At 36.5% G+C, this 14780-nt stretch carries 16 protein-coding genes; 9 read left to right on the top strand and 7 right to left on the bottom strand.

Annotated features, from left to right (window positions below; genetic code table 11):
• Positions 1-117: 117 nt before the first annotated feature.
• Entirely contained in the window at positions 118-510 is a 393-nt protein-coding gene (locus C7Y47_RS07640; RefSeq protein ID WP_142508236.1) for a ribonuclease HI family protein, read from the bottom strand.
• A gap of 413 nt (positions 511-923) precedes the next feature.
• On the opposite strand from C7Y47_RS07640, the gene C7Y47_RS07635 reads away from it, so the two are divergent.
• Positions 924-1115 carry a zinc-finger domain-containing protein gene (locus tag C7Y47_RS07635; RefSeq protein WP_142508235.1) on the top strand — a complete coding sequence of 64 codons (192 nt, stop codon included), beginning with the start codon at positions 924-926 and terminating at the stop codon, positions 1113-1115.
• Between the two features lie 298 nt (positions 1116-1413).
• On the opposite strand, the gene C7Y47_RS07630 is transcribed toward C7Y47_RS07635, so the two are convergent.
• A complete protein-coding gene (locus C7Y47_RS07630) occupies positions 1414-2397 on the bottom strand; it encodes an SEC-C domain-containing protein (protein WP_142508234.1) in 984 nt (327 codons plus the stop codon).
• Between the two features lie 223 nt (positions 2398-2620).
• Positions 2621-4435 (bottom strand): oligoendopeptidase F, encoded by a 1815-nt coding sequence (gene pepF, locus C7Y47_RS07625; protein WP_142508233.1) that lies wholly within the window; start codon positions 4433-4435, stop codon positions 2621-2623.
• Positions 4436-5345: 910 nt separating this feature from the next.
• Here pepF and C7Y47_RS24875 point away from each other — a divergent pair.
• From C7Y47_RS24875 to C7Y47_RS07615, 3 genes are all read left to right on the top strand, one after another.
• Complete coding sequence (locus tag C7Y47_RS24875) at positions 5346-5516, top strand: hypothetical protein (RefSeq protein ID WP_185903430.1); 171 nt, start codon at positions 5346-5348, stop codon at positions 5514-5516.
• A gap of 266 nt (positions 5517-5782) precedes the next feature.
• The gene (locus C7Y47_RS07620; protein WP_142508232.1) at positions 5783-6223 is read left to right on the top strand and encodes a Dps family protein; all 441 of its coding nucleotides are present in this window, start codon (positions 5783-5785) and stop codon (positions 6221-6223) included.
• A 219-nt stretch (positions 6224-6442) separates the two neighbouring features.
• On the top strand, positions 6443-6790 hold the full coding sequence (locus C7Y47_RS07615; RefSeq protein ID WP_142508231.1) for a general stress protein: 348 nt from the start codon (positions 6443-6445) through the stop codon (positions 6788-6790).
• 116 nt (positions 6791-6906) lie between these two features.
• On the opposite strand, the gene C7Y47_RS07610 is transcribed toward C7Y47_RS07615, so the two are convergent.
• Positions 6907-7806 carry a DMT family transporter gene (locus tag C7Y47_RS07610; protein WP_142508230.1) on the bottom strand — a complete coding sequence of 300 codons (900 nt, stop codon included), beginning with the start codon at positions 7804-7806 and terminating at the stop codon, positions 6907-6909.
• Between the two features lie 134 nt (positions 7807-7940).
• On the opposite strand from C7Y47_RS07610, the gene C7Y47_RS07605 reads away from it, so the two are divergent.
• The 3 genes from C7Y47_RS07605 to C7Y47_RS07595 all read left to right on the top strand — a co-directional run bounded on the left by C7Y47_RS07605 (position 7941) and on the right by C7Y47_RS07595 (position 10043).
• Entirely contained in the window at positions 7941-8816 is an 876-nt protein-coding gene (locus C7Y47_RS07605; protein ID WP_142508229.1) for a LysR family transcriptional regulator, read from the top strand.
• Between the two features lie 97 nt (positions 8817-8913).
• Positions 8914-9588: a phosphopantothenoylcysteine decarboxylase domain-containing protein gene (locus tag C7Y47_RS07600; RefSeq protein ID WP_142508228.1), complete on the top strand. Its 675-nt coding sequence runs from the start codon at positions 8914-8916 to the stop codon at positions 9586-9588.
• A gap of 299 nt (positions 9589-9887) precedes the next feature.
• Positions 9888-10043, top strand: a complete 156-nt coding sequence (locus tag C7Y47_RS07595) for a YezD family protein (RefSeq protein ID WP_142508227.1) — start codon at positions 9888-9890, stop codon at positions 10041-10043.
• Positions 10044-10129: 86 nt separating this feature from the next.
• Here the strand turns inward: C7Y47_RS07595 and C7Y47_RS07590 are convergent, their stop codons facing one another.
• Together C7Y47_RS07590 and C7Y47_RS07585 are read right to left on the bottom strand one after the other, a co-directional pair.
• A complete protein-coding gene (locus C7Y47_RS07590; RefSeq protein ID WP_142508226.1) occupies positions 10130-10672 on the bottom strand; it encodes a carbon monoxide dehydrogenase in 543 nt (180 codons plus the stop codon).
• A gap of 136 nt (positions 10673-10808) precedes the next feature.
• On the bottom strand, positions 10809-11297 hold the full coding sequence (locus tag C7Y47_RS07585; protein WP_142508225.1) for a flavin reductase family protein: 489 nt from the start codon (positions 11295-11297) through the stop codon (positions 10809-10811).
• A gap of 163 nt (positions 11298-11460) precedes the next feature.
• On the opposite strand from C7Y47_RS07585, the gene C7Y47_RS07580 reads away from it, so the two are divergent.
• Positions 11461-12246 (top strand): VOC family protein, encoded by a 786-nt coding sequence (locus C7Y47_RS07580; RefSeq protein ID WP_142508224.1) that lies wholly within the window; start codon positions 11461-11463, stop codon positions 12244-12246.
• Between the two features lie 79 nt (positions 12247-12325).
• Here the strand turns inward: C7Y47_RS07580 and C7Y47_RS07575 are convergent, their stop codons facing one another.
• A complete protein-coding gene (locus C7Y47_RS07575) occupies positions 12326-12526 on the bottom strand; it encodes a cold-shock protein (protein WP_132358884.1) in 201 nt (66 codons plus the stop codon).
• 444 nt (positions 12527-12970) lie between these two features.
• Between C7Y47_RS07575 and C7Y47_RS07570 the strand changes: the two genes are divergently transcribed.
• Positions 12971-14650 carry a formate--tetrahydrofolate ligase gene (locus tag C7Y47_RS07570; RefSeq protein ID WP_142508223.1) on the top strand — a complete coding sequence of 560 codons (1680 nt, stop codon included), beginning with the start codon at positions 12971-12973 and terminating at the stop codon, positions 14648-14650.
• The last annotated feature ends 130 nt before the right edge of the window (positions 14651-14780 follow it).

The following is a 14780-nucleotide window of genomic DNA, read 5'->3' as shown; positions in this document are numbered from 1 at the left end:
ATATATTTTGTTTATATATGAAAAATGATAAAAATGAAATATTGGGGGATATTAAGTATCTGAATGAAGTGAAGGGAGAGACCGACTCTTGATAAGGCAAGGGACAGTCCCCGTAGTTTAATTTTTTTCTTTTTGAATCGCTTTACGTGCAAGTGCATCTGCTGCTTTATTTTGCGTATCTGAAACCCATTTGATGAAAAATAAATCGAAGCTATTTGCAAGTGTAAGTGCCTGCTCAAGATAAGGTTTAAATTCCTCATTTTTCACATATTCTTTTTCCATAGAGGCTACAACAATTTTTGAATCGGAGCGTACTGAGACTAGATTTGAACCAAGCTTTCGTGCTTCCTCAAGACCGCGTACTAAGGCAGTAAACTCGGCAATATGGTTATTGGTTTGCCCTATATACTCACTGATTTGTATATGATGGCCTTCTCCTTTAATAAATATCCCAATACCACTGTGGCCAGGATTTCCTGCACTAGCAGCATCAATATATACTTCTAACATAAAATCCCTACTTTTTGATTTAGATTATACATTAATTGTACATCAATAGTGCTTTTTCACAATATCTAAGTAGATGATCGACTATGCCTTGGCATAATTCCGTGGCATCCGCCGGAGGCTTTAACGTCTTTCAGCGAGGTTTAGACACCTGCTGAAAAGAAAGTAGCTCAAATCCGCTTTTATCTCACTACCTAAAGAGATGGTAAAAATCTGTACCTGTCGCTATGCTTTCGGTACAAAAGACATTTGTAACTGCCGTTTCACTTACGTTACAAAAAGCATCTGTGCCTGTCGATACAAAAGAGATTTGCAGAAAGATGTTAAATGGATAAACAAAATAGTTGCTTGTTCAAAATGTTCACTTCATAATAGTAGGAAGCGAAATTTGGACGTGAAAGGAGCGAGAGTTCAATTTGGATAAAGTGACGGTTATGAAAGATATTAATGAACTACATGATACGTATTGTGCAGATTGCTTAGTGATAAAGCAATTACGAAAAGATCGTGGTAAACCTGGAGCTCACCGCTTCTGTATAGAGGGGTGCACCGTAGGAGAGCGACTACAATTTCTTGGAGAAGAGCTCTTGAAGGTGTATAGTAAATAATGTTTTTAAACCAGTACAGAAATGTCTTACAACTATGGCAAAGTAATCATAGGAACTAAACAGACTATGTTTAAATAAAATAAAGCTTATTTCATTTTTGCTCAATAAATAATCATATTTACTAATTTCGATGCATAAATAACAATATGTTCGGAAATAATAGTATTGGTTGGTTACCATAGAGAAAGCTACTTTGTTGTTGGCTCATTGCCGATAATAAAAGTAGCTTTTTTCTATGGTAACTAAAATGCGCCACACACTCTAAAACTCCTTAGAATGTGTGGCGCTATTTTAAGCATTATTTAGTTGCAGCATAGCTACTTAAGTCTTGGTAGTATTTTGTGAGAGAGGAAGCTGAAATATCGAACGTCGCCGCAATTTCTTTTACAGTCAGTGATAACGGCTCGAATAGCTCTTTTTCTTGACCATATCGAATTGCGCCGGCAGCAATAGCAGCCTCTTTGCGCGCAGATGGTTGTCCTTCAATTAAATAATCCTCTAAAAGCTCTAACAAAGGAGCTGTTTCACGCTCATTTTGCTCAAGGAAATCTTTAACCTGTGTGATTACATTGCTCTCAAAATTCGTGAACTCCTCGCCTTTATAACCGTTTGACACAAGTAATTCCCAGAAGGATAAATGCTCTTCTTTTAGGAATGCTCCAGCCTTCTTCTCAGAAGCATCAAAAGTTTTCTTAAATTGCTCAAATACTTTAGCATGATCTTCTGGGAAGAAGATAAGTGTTGATACAGCTAAATAATGCTCTGATTTTTTTGTACCATCTGGTAAGATGAATGCAAAGACATGCATACCTTCAGGGATTGGTTTGTCATTTTCACGACGAATATGAATCTCTTCATTTGTTAACACATGTGTAGCCTTGAAATATTTTTCTTCTACATCTGACACGGAACCAATAAATAGACGAGGTTGTGACCAGCCTTCTAACACTTTTACCGTAGAAGGTCTTACCGTTTTTTTCTTTGTTTTCTTTAAGTAACCTTTCCAAATTGATGGTTCTTGATGGAAGAAGAAGTCGTCTAACGCGATCGCCTCGATCAGCTCTCTTTGTAGTACGCTCTCTAATTTAGGCTGCCATGTACCTACATGCTCTATATAGGCGCGAACATCTTTACGTTCTGGATATTCTAAGTAAAATGTTTGTAGTACACGCTCTAATTCTTCGATTGCTACAGCTTCTACGGTAACCTGTTGTTTACCTTCACAACATTTTTTATATTTTTTGCCGCTACCGCATGGGCATGGATCATTACGTTTTACCATAATTAGAAACACTTCCTTTGAAAATTGTTAGTAGAATTTTGCTAAATAAATTGCATACAATTAATAATAACGGTACATTTGTATGAAGAAAAATGATTGTCTATTTAGAAATATCAAAAAACATAGAGGGACGGCCTGATTCTAGTATATGTATGTATTTTCCTGCTTAGAACTAAAAAAACCATCTACGCTTTAAAAATAGCATAGATGGTTCTTGCTTTGTTTAGCCTTTGACAGCTTCCATTTCTATCGTTAATCTTTCGAGCTCATCAATAAGGTGACCAATATAAGCAATCGTATCTCGAAGCGGCTGATCTGTTGTAACATCGACACCCGCCATTTGAGCTAGCTCTACAGGTGATTTCGTACCTCCAGCTTGAAGGACTGCTAACCATTCATCTACAGCCGTCTTACCTTCTTTTAAGATACGCTTAGATACTTGTGTGGAAATTGTTAAGCCAGCGCTATATGTGTATGGATATAGGCCCATATAATAGTGTGGTTGACGCATCCAAGTAAGCTCTGCTCCCTCCGTAATATCGACGGTGTCACCCCAGAAATTTTCTAATACGGTGCGTTTTAAGTGATTTAAAACAGTAGCATTCACAGCTTCTCCAGCATCAATTAATTCATATACTTTTCGTTGATAAGCTGCCTCTAGTAAGTGTGTGACGAAGTTATGATAATACGTTTTGGACACAATATTTGAAATTACCCAACGTTTGAAGCGAAGATCGTCGTTATGGGTTAATAAATAATTAGCTAGCAGCATTTCATTCATTGTTGATGGTGCCTCGATAAAGTATAACGACGGACGACAGTTAAAATAGGATTGATGGGTATGTGCATTCACAAAATGACCTGCGTGCCCAAGCTCATGAATTAAAGTGAATACCTCATTCATACGTTCATTCCAAGACATTAAAATATACGGATGACTACCATATGGACTTGAACAGAATGCCCCAGTCGATTTTCCTTTGTTAGGTGCATAATCAATCCATCGTTCGTTAAAGGCCTTTTCGAGCATCTCTTTATAACCTTCACCCATAACATCTAATGCTTTTTCAACATATTCTTTTGCTTCAGCCATTGTTAATTTCGGATCATAGTCTGGGTCAAGGGCAATCTTTAGATCGGCAAATGTCATTTTTTCAATGCCGTTTGCTTGTTGAATAAGCTTTGCGTAACGGCGCATATGTGGAGCAAGCTCTTTCGTAATCAGATCTATTTGACGATTATAAAGCGTACGATCAACATCTTGATCAAATAATAAATAGTCAATGACAGAATCAAAACCTCGTAAATCAGCCATCGTTTTTTCCTGTTGAATGTGTGTGTTATAAATTTTTGCAGTTGTGTGCTGATAATCGCGCAACTTATTCGAAAATGCTTGGAAAGCTGCACGGCGAACATTTGTATCAGCGTCAAACTCCCAATCATTCTCGTATAATACAAAACTAAGTGGATGTTTTTCGCCATTGGCATCAAACTCTCCAAAATGCATATCTACAAGCTTTGTCGTATTATACGTTTCATATGGTGCTTTAAAAGTAGAGCTAAATGCAGCTAGTGCTTTTTCTACCTCTGGATGTAGCTGATGCGGCTTTTGTTTTAATAATTCCTCTAAATAGACTTTATAATTAGGGCTTAATGTAGCAGCTTCCTCTAAAATAGACTCATCTAGTGCTAGTAATTCACTGCGTACAAAAGAAATTGTACTACTAATTTTTCCGACTGCCGTACCATATTTTGCAGCACGCATTTGAGCTTCGTTATCTGTATGGTCAGCTCGATTATTTAAACTTGCATAAGTACCAATAGGAACTATGCTTTCATATAGTGCTTCATAAGCTTTTAAAACATCAATTACTTTTTGAGCATCCGTAATTGTACCTTGATACGTGCTTTCGAAATTTATTGCATTTTCCACAAGCTGCGCTAAAACACGTTCAAAATCCGCGTCATTTTTAAGTAAATCTGTTAAATCCCATGTTTGTTCTACTGGTACATCTTTTCGTAATGGTAATACCTTCATGAATTAACACCCCTTTTTAGTAAGTGATTCCATTATAGCGAAACTATTTCGGAAAGTGAAATAATTATAGAGAATAGTTTTAATGTTCTTAAAAATGTATGTTCGTAATAGCTGTAATGTATTTAAGGTAAGGGGGGATGTAGTTATTATGCAGCTAGTTTAGGAGAAATCAGATGTGTATAAGCTTAGTCAAGTGAATCAAAATAATCTATGGAAGAAGTTAATTGCGTATTTGTTTGAAGATTTTTTGTTGTTCTTTTTGCCAGAATTACATGAAGAAGTGGATTTTTCAACTTCTTTCAGTAGGTGTCCAAACACCCCTGAAAGAAGTTAAAGCCTCCGGACGCAATTATGCCGAGGCATAATTGATAGTAAGTTGAGTTTTTACAGCAAGAGCTTTTCAAAGAAATTATTGAGCATTGTTAACGTAGCTGATCAAATTGCGAAAGTTCATTTAAAGAGTGGGAGTGAGCAATGGATTCTTGTCCATACAGAGATTCAAGCGGTAGATGAAGAGCACTTTGCGAAGCGGATGTTTGAGTATTTTTATCGACATTAGTGATCGTTATGGTAAGAAGATTGTGGCAAGTGCAATTTTTACAGACACGAGTACCAAAAGCACGAATCAGTATCATGAAAAATATCTTATACATTTAACAAGTTTGTCGTGTCAGATTTTGAATTAAAAAAAATCAACGAAGCTGTTAAGTAAAGCTTTACTAGCATCAATTTATTTAAATCAAACAAAAAACGAAACGAGCTATCGTAGTGCTTACAAAAGAGCATTATTAAGAGAAGTTTCGTTATTAAGTAAAGTTGAACGCAAAGAGATACGTAAGCTTCTTTCCTTCATTGATTATTTATTAAAGCTACCAAAATCTATGTCTGAGCAGAAAGGGAGGAAGATATTTTGCATCTAAATAAAAAAGATTTACCGCCGATATTTGCTGGAGATTTGGAATTAGAAAGGCAGGAAGGAATTGAGCAAGGAATCGAACAAACCATTAAACAAATAATCAGTGGTTTGATTGAAACGGGTGTGACGATGAGAGGACTGCTGAAGTTTCAAAGCTTCCAGTGACAAAGATAAACGAAATTCGTAAGGAACTAAAGTAGTCTAATTGTAAATGACAAGCTCTTATTCGGTTTGTTGTGATGTTTAAACGTCCATTTGATGGTATCCATCTGTTTTTTAGGACAGGCTATGTAGCGAAAAATGTTTTGGTTTTGTATTTTTTATCTACAGATGACCTTAGAATTTTTTCAATGAGAAAAATGTGTGTATAGCTAGCATACTTTACAACGCATACTAATGACTAGAATAACTGGCACATTGGAGGAGAAATAATGTCACAAAACTTAAACAAACAATTAAATAAACTTGTCGCTACATGGTCTGTACTTTATACGAAATTGCACAATTATCATTGGTATGTGACGGGGAAAGCTTTCTTTACACTACATGCAAAATTTGAAGAATTATATAATGAAACAACGTTAAATCTAGATGAAATTGCAGAACGTATTCTTTCGAAAGATGGAAAACCAGTTGCTACGTTAAAAGAACATCTTGAGCTATCCTTTATAGAGGAAGCGGCAGGAAATGAGACGACAGAGGAAATGGTAGCAACAATCATTGCAGATTTCCAAAAACTTATGAAGGCTTTGAATTCAACGATGGAGCTTGCGGCAGAAGAAGGAGACGATCGAACAGAGGATATACTAAATGCTATGTATCAGTCCTTAGAAAAGCATACATGGATGTTGAAGGCATTCCTTGAGCATTGAAAACCAAGTAAATGATAGGCAAAGGGGACTTTAATGTACTTCCATTGCCTATTTTTTAATGTTTCATAAAAGTATTAGACCATTGTTTCAAAAGGTGAACATGGATCACAGAGATATTACAAATATTAAAGTTCGTTAAAAGAATGGGTAAAATGGATTTATTTTTTGAATAGGAAGGTAAGATACTTAGTAAGCCATACAAATTAGGAGGAATTGAGCATGATAAATGAGCAAAGCCCACAAATTGAAGTGGCCCATACAAGGGAAGAAATGCTCCATATTTTAGAAAGTATACGTTTAGAAGCATGCCAAATAGAGGATATTTACGTTATTGCAAAGGATCCAAGTAAATTTAAGGGTGTAAAATGGGATGCTAATGTTAAAACATATGAGGTAGGGAATTGGGTTGATCAAATTAAGTCTTGGTTTACCGGTGAATCGGCTGTAAAAGAAGGATTTAAGCGATTTGATCTTACGGAAGGTCAAACAGCTTACTATGCTCATCTCGTTGAACAGGGTGTCATCGTATTATTTGCTGAGCATTCAGCTGAACCTATGACGACATAATGTATACTATGATGATAATTGCTATTTGTCTTGATTCACATTTAACAAGGAGAGTTTAAATGCTAGAGCTAAATATAAATTAAAAAACAGAGTGAGTGCACATGCACCACTCTGAATTAATTTATAGCTTTTTCATGTTCATGTTTTTTAATAAAGCGTAAAGCATGGAGATGCTCTAATTGGGCAACAAGATTACCAATTAGAATAAAGCTACCACCTATTACTATTTTTACTGTTATTCCTTCACCAATAAGCAGCATGGCAAACATCGCTGCGAAAATTGGCTCTAAGGAAAATATTAGTCCTGTATGTGTAGCAGAAGTAAACTGTTGTGCAACAGTTTGACCTACGAAGCAAAATGCACTACAAATGACACCAAGTCCTATAATAGCAATCCAAGAAGTCGTTGTATTTGGAAGTGTTGGTGTTTCGAAAATAAATGTTAATACAAGTGCATACAGTCCAGCAAAACCGAGCTGGTAAATGCCATAAGAAATTGATTCAACGCTCCGTGTAAATGAGCTGTTTAATAGTAAGTAAAACGAATAACATAGTGCAGCAATGGCTACTAGAATATCTCCTTTTTGAAAGGTAAATGAGCCATGTGCCGTTAAAATTGTAATCCCAATCATTGTGCAAATAATTGCAAAGCTAACTGCTCTTGAAGGTAATTTCTTGTCAATAAAACTGCTGAAAATAGGTACTAAGATAACTGTTAGACTTAAAATAAAACCAGCATTTGATACCGATGTTGTTGCTAGTCCGAATAAGCTTAGAACGAACACAATGAATAATAGAAACCCTTGTATAGCTGCATATTTTAGTGTTTTAACATCGACTTTAATCATGCGTTTATAAAAGATAATACCAGCTACGAAAAATGCGATGATACAACGCAATGCCACCACATTATAAACAGCCAATGTTTCAAGCCCCATTACCATAAAAGTATAAGATAAGCCCCAAAACATTGTCACAATAACCATTAATAAATTTGCTTTTCCTTGGATACTCATTATGCTCACCTACAATCTGTGTACTAAAACAGTTTTTATTCTAAAATTTACTATAAATCTTGTGTTGTGATTAGTAAAACGAATGTTTATAATGGTTGGTATTAAAAAAATTCATGTATATAGAGGACAAGGCGATGAGTTTAGTCAAATATGAGATTTTGAATAAAGTGGCTGAGGTATCTAGCTTTACAAAAGCAGCAGATGCATTGGGATTAACCCAATCTGCTGTAAGTCATGCTGTTTCAAGCTTAGAAAAGGAGTTCGGCTTTGCACTCATTCACAGAAGTCGAGCAGGTGTCACGTTAACGAGTGAAGGTAATACAATGCTGAGGGCAATGAGACATGTGCTCGATGCACAAGAACTATTACAGCAAGAAGCCGCACACATACTTGGCGTTACTCGAGGAAAAGTAAGAATTGGAGTAATTTCAAGTATTTCTTCAAACTGGATGCCGGAAATTGTTCGTATTATGGACAATCAATTTCCTGGTATACAAGTCGAATTGCGTGAGGGAGATTATTATGAAATTGAACAATGGCTATTGAGTGGAGAGGTTGATGTGGGATTTTTAAATGGTCAAAAGTCTAAGCAGTATCAGTTTACCGAACTTCAGCAGGATCCATTGCTGTGTATTGTCTCCGATAAAAGTCCACTTTATAATAAAGCCGAAATTGATATTGTTGAACTAGAAAACATGCCATTTATCATGACTTCATATAAAGGGACAAATGATGTAAAAGTGCTGTTAGAGCAATATCACGTGAAGCCAAATATTCGTTTTGAACTATCGGAAGAGGTAGGGATCATTTCAATGATTGCTCACCAGCTTGGAATTAGTATTTTACCGAAATTAGTGACGTATAACTTACCTGCTACGATAAAAGCTATACCTTTAAAACAAGGTGGCTATCGCACAATTGGAATTGCGATGAAACATCATGCTTCACCAGTGACCAAGAAATTTGCTGAGATATTAAGTTCCTGGTTAAAAGAGCAAAATATGAAATAGTATTAATTTAACGCCAATCTTATAAAAACAACATTGAAGCATAACATAGCATTACGATAAAATAGTAATTGTATATTTTCTAGAAAAAGGTGAGTGTATGGGGACATTACGAGGTAAGACCGTACTCATTACAAGTGGGGGAACACTTGAAAAATGGGATCGTGTGCGAGGGCATACGAATTTATCGAAAGGGTCGATGGGCTGTTATTTAGCTGAAGCGGCACTAAAGGCTGGGGCAAACGTATTGTATATGCACGGTTATTTTGCACAGCTTCCAGCGAACAAAGATAAAATGCGTACCATTCGATTTGAAGGTATTGAAGATTTGGGCGAGAAAGTTCGACATGCTGTTCAGGAAGAACAAGTGGATATCGTTATTATGGCAGCTGCAGGTTCTGATTGGCTCATTGACAAAGTGTATGACCAATCTGGGAATTTAATGGAGGAAGCAGGTAAAATGCCATCTGATGAGCCACCTATCATTCACTTTAAAAAGGCACCTAAAGTATTAGGTCAAATAAAAGGGTGGCAGCCTAAAGTAACTTTAGTAGGCTTTAAACTCGAGGCAACAGATGACGAGGAATTTTTACTATCCCGTGCACGTCTACGGATGGAATCCGCCAACGCTCAGTTTATGGTAGCGAATAGCTCACAATCTTTATATGGTGGAGATGAGCCACACTGGATAGTACCGGCTCAAGGCGAACCGATGAAGGTTATGGGCAAGCAAAAGACAGCGAAAGCACTAATGGATTGCCTACAAAATAATTAATGAAAAAACTGTGTAGAGGTAAATAAATCTGCACAGTTTTTGTTTTGATGTTTTTTGTCCATGAGGACGATGCTGGTGCTTATTGATTTTTTATTCCTTAGTAAACAAATAAGATTTATAATATTTATATTGACAACAGGTTTTCAGAATTATAGAATTATTTCAAAGAAACGAAATACCTACAACTTGGCCTAAAAAGAAGCTTTGATAATAATATAGTAGGTCAAGAGTTATTTAGGATAAGTCGGCTATGATTGATGTTTTGGCCTTAAAAAATGTTAAAAGAAGGGGTGTATCGGATGACTCAACAGGCAAAGGTAGATGACAATAAACTAGAGGCAATTGCAAAGGCAATTCAAAATTTGGAATTTGGAGAAATACACATTACGATTCAAGATGGTGTCATTGTGCAAATTAACAGACTTGAAAAGCAAAGATTTCCGCAGAAAAAATAAACAGTATGGAGGATATTTCCATTGTTTAGGTTGGCCATTTTATGTTTAGGAACTGTTGAGCTTACTATCCATAGCAACAGCATAGGTTATTTTAAAGAATTAGCTATTTTAACTAATGTATGAGGTGTATCAGTGTTAGTTACCTCTTTATAAATACCTAGTAAATATTGCAAATTGTGTTTTTCGAAGACAAAAAAGTTAAATAGTTGGTCTTCAAAATAAATTGCTTTTGTATCATCTTGAAGAGTATATTCTTTACCTTTAAAGTTCAATTTGTCTTTGAAGTTTATTTTATTCTCTATTGATCGAATCTCAATTTTATAAATATTTTCTTTTATTTCTTTATTAACAAACATAATACTCAATGCATCATTCACGTTATATTTTTTATCTTCGTAAAATTTCCCAAATTGATGTGTGAAGGAAATCGGTGGCATAAATTGAGGTAACTTTACCTTGCACTTACAATGATATTCAAATTTCTTAACGGACTTTTCCACGGATATATATCCACCTTCAGCGAATTTTTCTTCAAATGAAGGAAGGGGGGTGTGAAAATTTGCAGTTACCCATTCATAAGCCGAAAATAAAAAAATAATAGGTATCATGTAAAGGGATTTTTTTAACATTTGTACTTCACCTCATCAATTATTGTTTCATCAATCAAACTTATTATTTCGATAAAGAGCGGAAAAATACGTCAAAAAAAACAGGGTGATCACGACGAGTCATCCTGTTTTTTGCGTATAAATTTCTTGCAATAGCCTATTCATAAAAACTATTTGGGATTTCACCAATATGCCTGCGATGATATAGTAAGGGTTCCTTCTGTGGATTTTCAATTTCTAGGACCTGCCCGATAAATATCGTATGATCTCCAGCATCGATTTGCTGAGATGTTTTGCATTGTAAAATGGCCGCAGTATCATGTAAAACCGGTAGACCTAAAGCAGAGATTGACCATTTAGCCTGGGCGAAACGATCTGGGATTTTACTTGAAAATAGCGTACATAAGTGTTCTTGATTGCTCGCTAAAATATTGACAGCAAACTTTTGAGTCGCTGTAAAATATGGATGTAGCTGTGATTTTTTATCGAGCGACCATAAAATAAGGAGTGGGTCTATGGAAACTGACGCAAAGGAATTGACAGTTAAGCCAATAGGTTCACCTACGTCATTACAAGCAGTGACAACGGTAACACCTGTTGGATAATTACCTAATGCTAGTTTAAAAGCAGCTACTTTGTTTGTCATTCTAATCACCTCTTCATTGATTTACGAAAATAAAAAATCTTTTTAATGAACTACTAGCATTGAAATATAGCAACTTCTAATAATTATAATATTCTAAATTTTATTCTAAACCAACAAAACTAACAGGTAAAGTATATAATAGAGAAAAAAAGGGGGTTCAGTCATGACTTTATATTTTGACCATCTAGTTCATCAAGTTCAATCACCAGAAAATACAAAGGTTTTTTTAAATAAACGTAATATCCATACAGTTAACGGTGGTCAACATACAATGTGGGGGACATACAATACGTTAAGCTATTTTGGATTAAACTATATTGAGCAAATAGCGATTTATGATCGTAATTTATTTGAAAATGCAGTGAAATTACCTTATTCCCTACATTATACGTTTAAACGTGCTAACGAGCGCTATGGTTTTTCAAGAATTGCATTACGTACAAAAAATATTGAAGAAGAGGCACAACGTTTACGTGCACTTGGATTTGAAGTATATGGGCCTGATGCTTGTAGTCGTACAAGACCAGATGGCTCTGTAGTAGAATGGAAGCTATTGCATTTTGGGAAGCCAGAGCAGGCAATTGATTTTCCATTTTTGATTGAGTGGACTGATACAGATGAGGAACGTGTGGCACAATTAAAAGCAAATGGAGCCATTGATACGAATCAAACAATATCGATGGAATCTGTCCAATTTTATGTGGAAGATGTGCAAGCAACAGTGAATTTATGGAAGGAAGTATTACAACTACCAGAGCCTGACCAACAAGAGCAGTTTATCTCCTTACATCTACCAAATATTCGACTGGATTTTTATGACGAAGTGGCTGCAGCGGCTATGACACTAGGTCATTTAAATGAAGCGGCGTTTGGGGTTACACTTATGGATACTAATAGAACGAAGGAAACGCTAGTTTTTCCCGGAGCTTTTTATTGGATCAATCGCTGAAGTTATAATGTTATAAAGCAGCGCTAATTTCAGCATTTGAAAAAAGGAGCCGTTCATCCATCGAACAGCTCCTTTGAGTTTATACTTTCACAACATTTGACGCCTGTGGCCCTCGATTGCCTTCGACCACTTCAAATGATACCTTTTGACCTTCTTCAAGTGTACGGAAGCCTTCCTCTTGGATTCCCGTAAAATGTACAAATACATCTTCTCCATCATCACATTCAATAAAGCCATAACCTTTTTCATTATTGAACCACTTTACGATTCCCTGTTGCATAAGCATTCGCCTCCCATGCGCTTGAATGTAGAATAAAATCAATTAAGTCGTGACATAAATTGTGAAAATGTGAAAAAATGCATTTTCATTTAGAACATACATGAATTGTGCAATGTTGTCAATCGATTGTCGAAATACTTGAATAACTTACTATGATTTTATTCACAATAAAGTCTATAATGGAATTAACTTCTTTCAGTAAATTCCTGCTGAAAGGAGTTAAGACCTCCGGCGGATGTCACAGAATCGGAAAGGAAGTCTTAGAGGATGTTAGCCTAAAATCATCGTATCCATGCGATAAAGGCTAACTGACCTGCAAATGTCCTGTGGCATTACCGAAATGACCGACATCGTGTCGGCCCTCGTGCAGGCCTAAGCACAAAGCCGATTCCGGACGCAATTATGCCGAGGCATAATTGACCGACATAGAAAGTAGGATGCCAAATGACAACGAAAAAACAACCTTTGACAGATCTAGAAATCGCTAATCAAGCGGTTATGCAACCTATTACTGAAATAGCGAAAGCAGCAGGTATTCCAGAGGATTCACTTGAACAGTATGGTCGCTACAAAGCAAAAATTGATCCATTAAAAATTACAGCACATGGTGAGGAGGCAAAGGTTGTATTGGTAACAGCTATTAGTCCAACTCCAGCGGGTGAAGGGAAATCAACTGTAACGGTTGGGCTTGCTGATGCACTTCACCAATTAAATAAAAATGTTGTTGTTGCTTTACGTGAGCCATCACTTGGCCCTGTAATGGGTGTAAAAGGTGGAGCAACAGGTGGTGGATATGCACAGGTGGTGCCGATGGAAGATATTAACTTGCATTTCACTGGTGACCTTCATGCGATAACTACTGCGAATAATGCATTATCAGCCTTTATTGATAATCATATCCATCAAGGAAATGCTTTAAACATTGATCCTCGCCGTATAATCTGGAAGCGTGTAATGGATTTAAATGATCGCGCCCTTCGTAAAGTTGTTGTTGGTCTAGGTGGTCCTGTTCAAGGGATGCCACGTGAGGATGGCTTTGACATTACTGTTGCATCAGAAATTATGGCAGTTTTCTGTTTAGCTACAAGTATTGAAGATTTACGGGAACGTTTATCAAGTATCGTCATCGGTTATACATTTGATCGTGAGCCTGTATTCGTGCGTGATCTTCAAGTAGAAGGGGCCTTAACATTGTTATTAAAAGATGCCTTCAAACCAAACTTAGTGCAAACGCTTGAAGGGACACCTGCCATTATTCACGGTGGACCATTTGCCAACATCGCACACGGCTGTAACTCGATTATGGCGACACAAACAGCTCGTAAGCTTGCAGATATCGTTGTGACTGAAGCGGGCTTTGGTTCAGATTTAGGTGCTGAAAAATTTATGAATATTAAAGCGCGTAAAGGGGGCTTTAAGCCAAGTGCAGTTGTAATCGTAGCTACAATTCGTGCATTAAAAATGCATGGCGGTGTAGCGAAAACGGAACTAGTTGGCGAAAATGTAGAGGCACTTTTACAAGGAATTGAAAATTTAGCCAAGCACGTTGAGACGATTCGTACATTTGGCGTTGAGCCGATTATCGCTTTAAATCGTTTTATTACGGACACAGAGGCTGAGTTAGAAGCAGTCCTGAATTGGTGTCAAGAAAATCATGTTCGTATCGCGCGTACAAATGTCTGGGAGGAAGGCGGAAAAGGTGGTCTAGGTTTAGCTGAACAAGTACTAGCTGTTCTTGATGAAGAAAACAATTTCTCACCTTTATATGATGTAACAGAATCTATTGAGGAAAAAGTACGTACAATTGTGCAAAAAGTTTATGGTGGGAAAGATGTGCAATTTACCGACCAAGCGAAAAAACAAATTGCCCAAATTGAAAAATTCGGTTGGGATTCTTTACCGATTTGTATGGCGAAAACGCAATATTCATTATCAGACCAACCAAGTCTTTTAGGACGTCCAGAAGGCTTTACAATCACTATTCGCGAAGTCATTCCAAAACTTGGTGCAGGCTTCCTTGTATGCTTAACTGGGGATATTATGACAATGCCAGGTTTACCAAAAGCACCAGCTGCTTTGCGTATGAATGTTGATAATGAAGGACATGCGGTAGGGTTGTTCTAGAGTGAAAGAATTACAAAAGAACATATAAATACAAAAGCTGCTCCTTTAAGTTGTAAACTGTACCCTATAAGATAGACACTTTGAAAAAAGTCTATCCTATAGGGTACTTTTGTTTATAATGAGAAAAAAG

The sequence above is a fragment of the Lysinibacillus sphaericus genome, assembly GCF_006864135.1.
Classification (GTDB): Bacteria; Bacillota; Bacilli; order Bacillales_A; family Planococcaceae; genus Lysinibacillus.
This window is presented reverse-complemented; position numbering and strand designations above follow the sequence as displayed.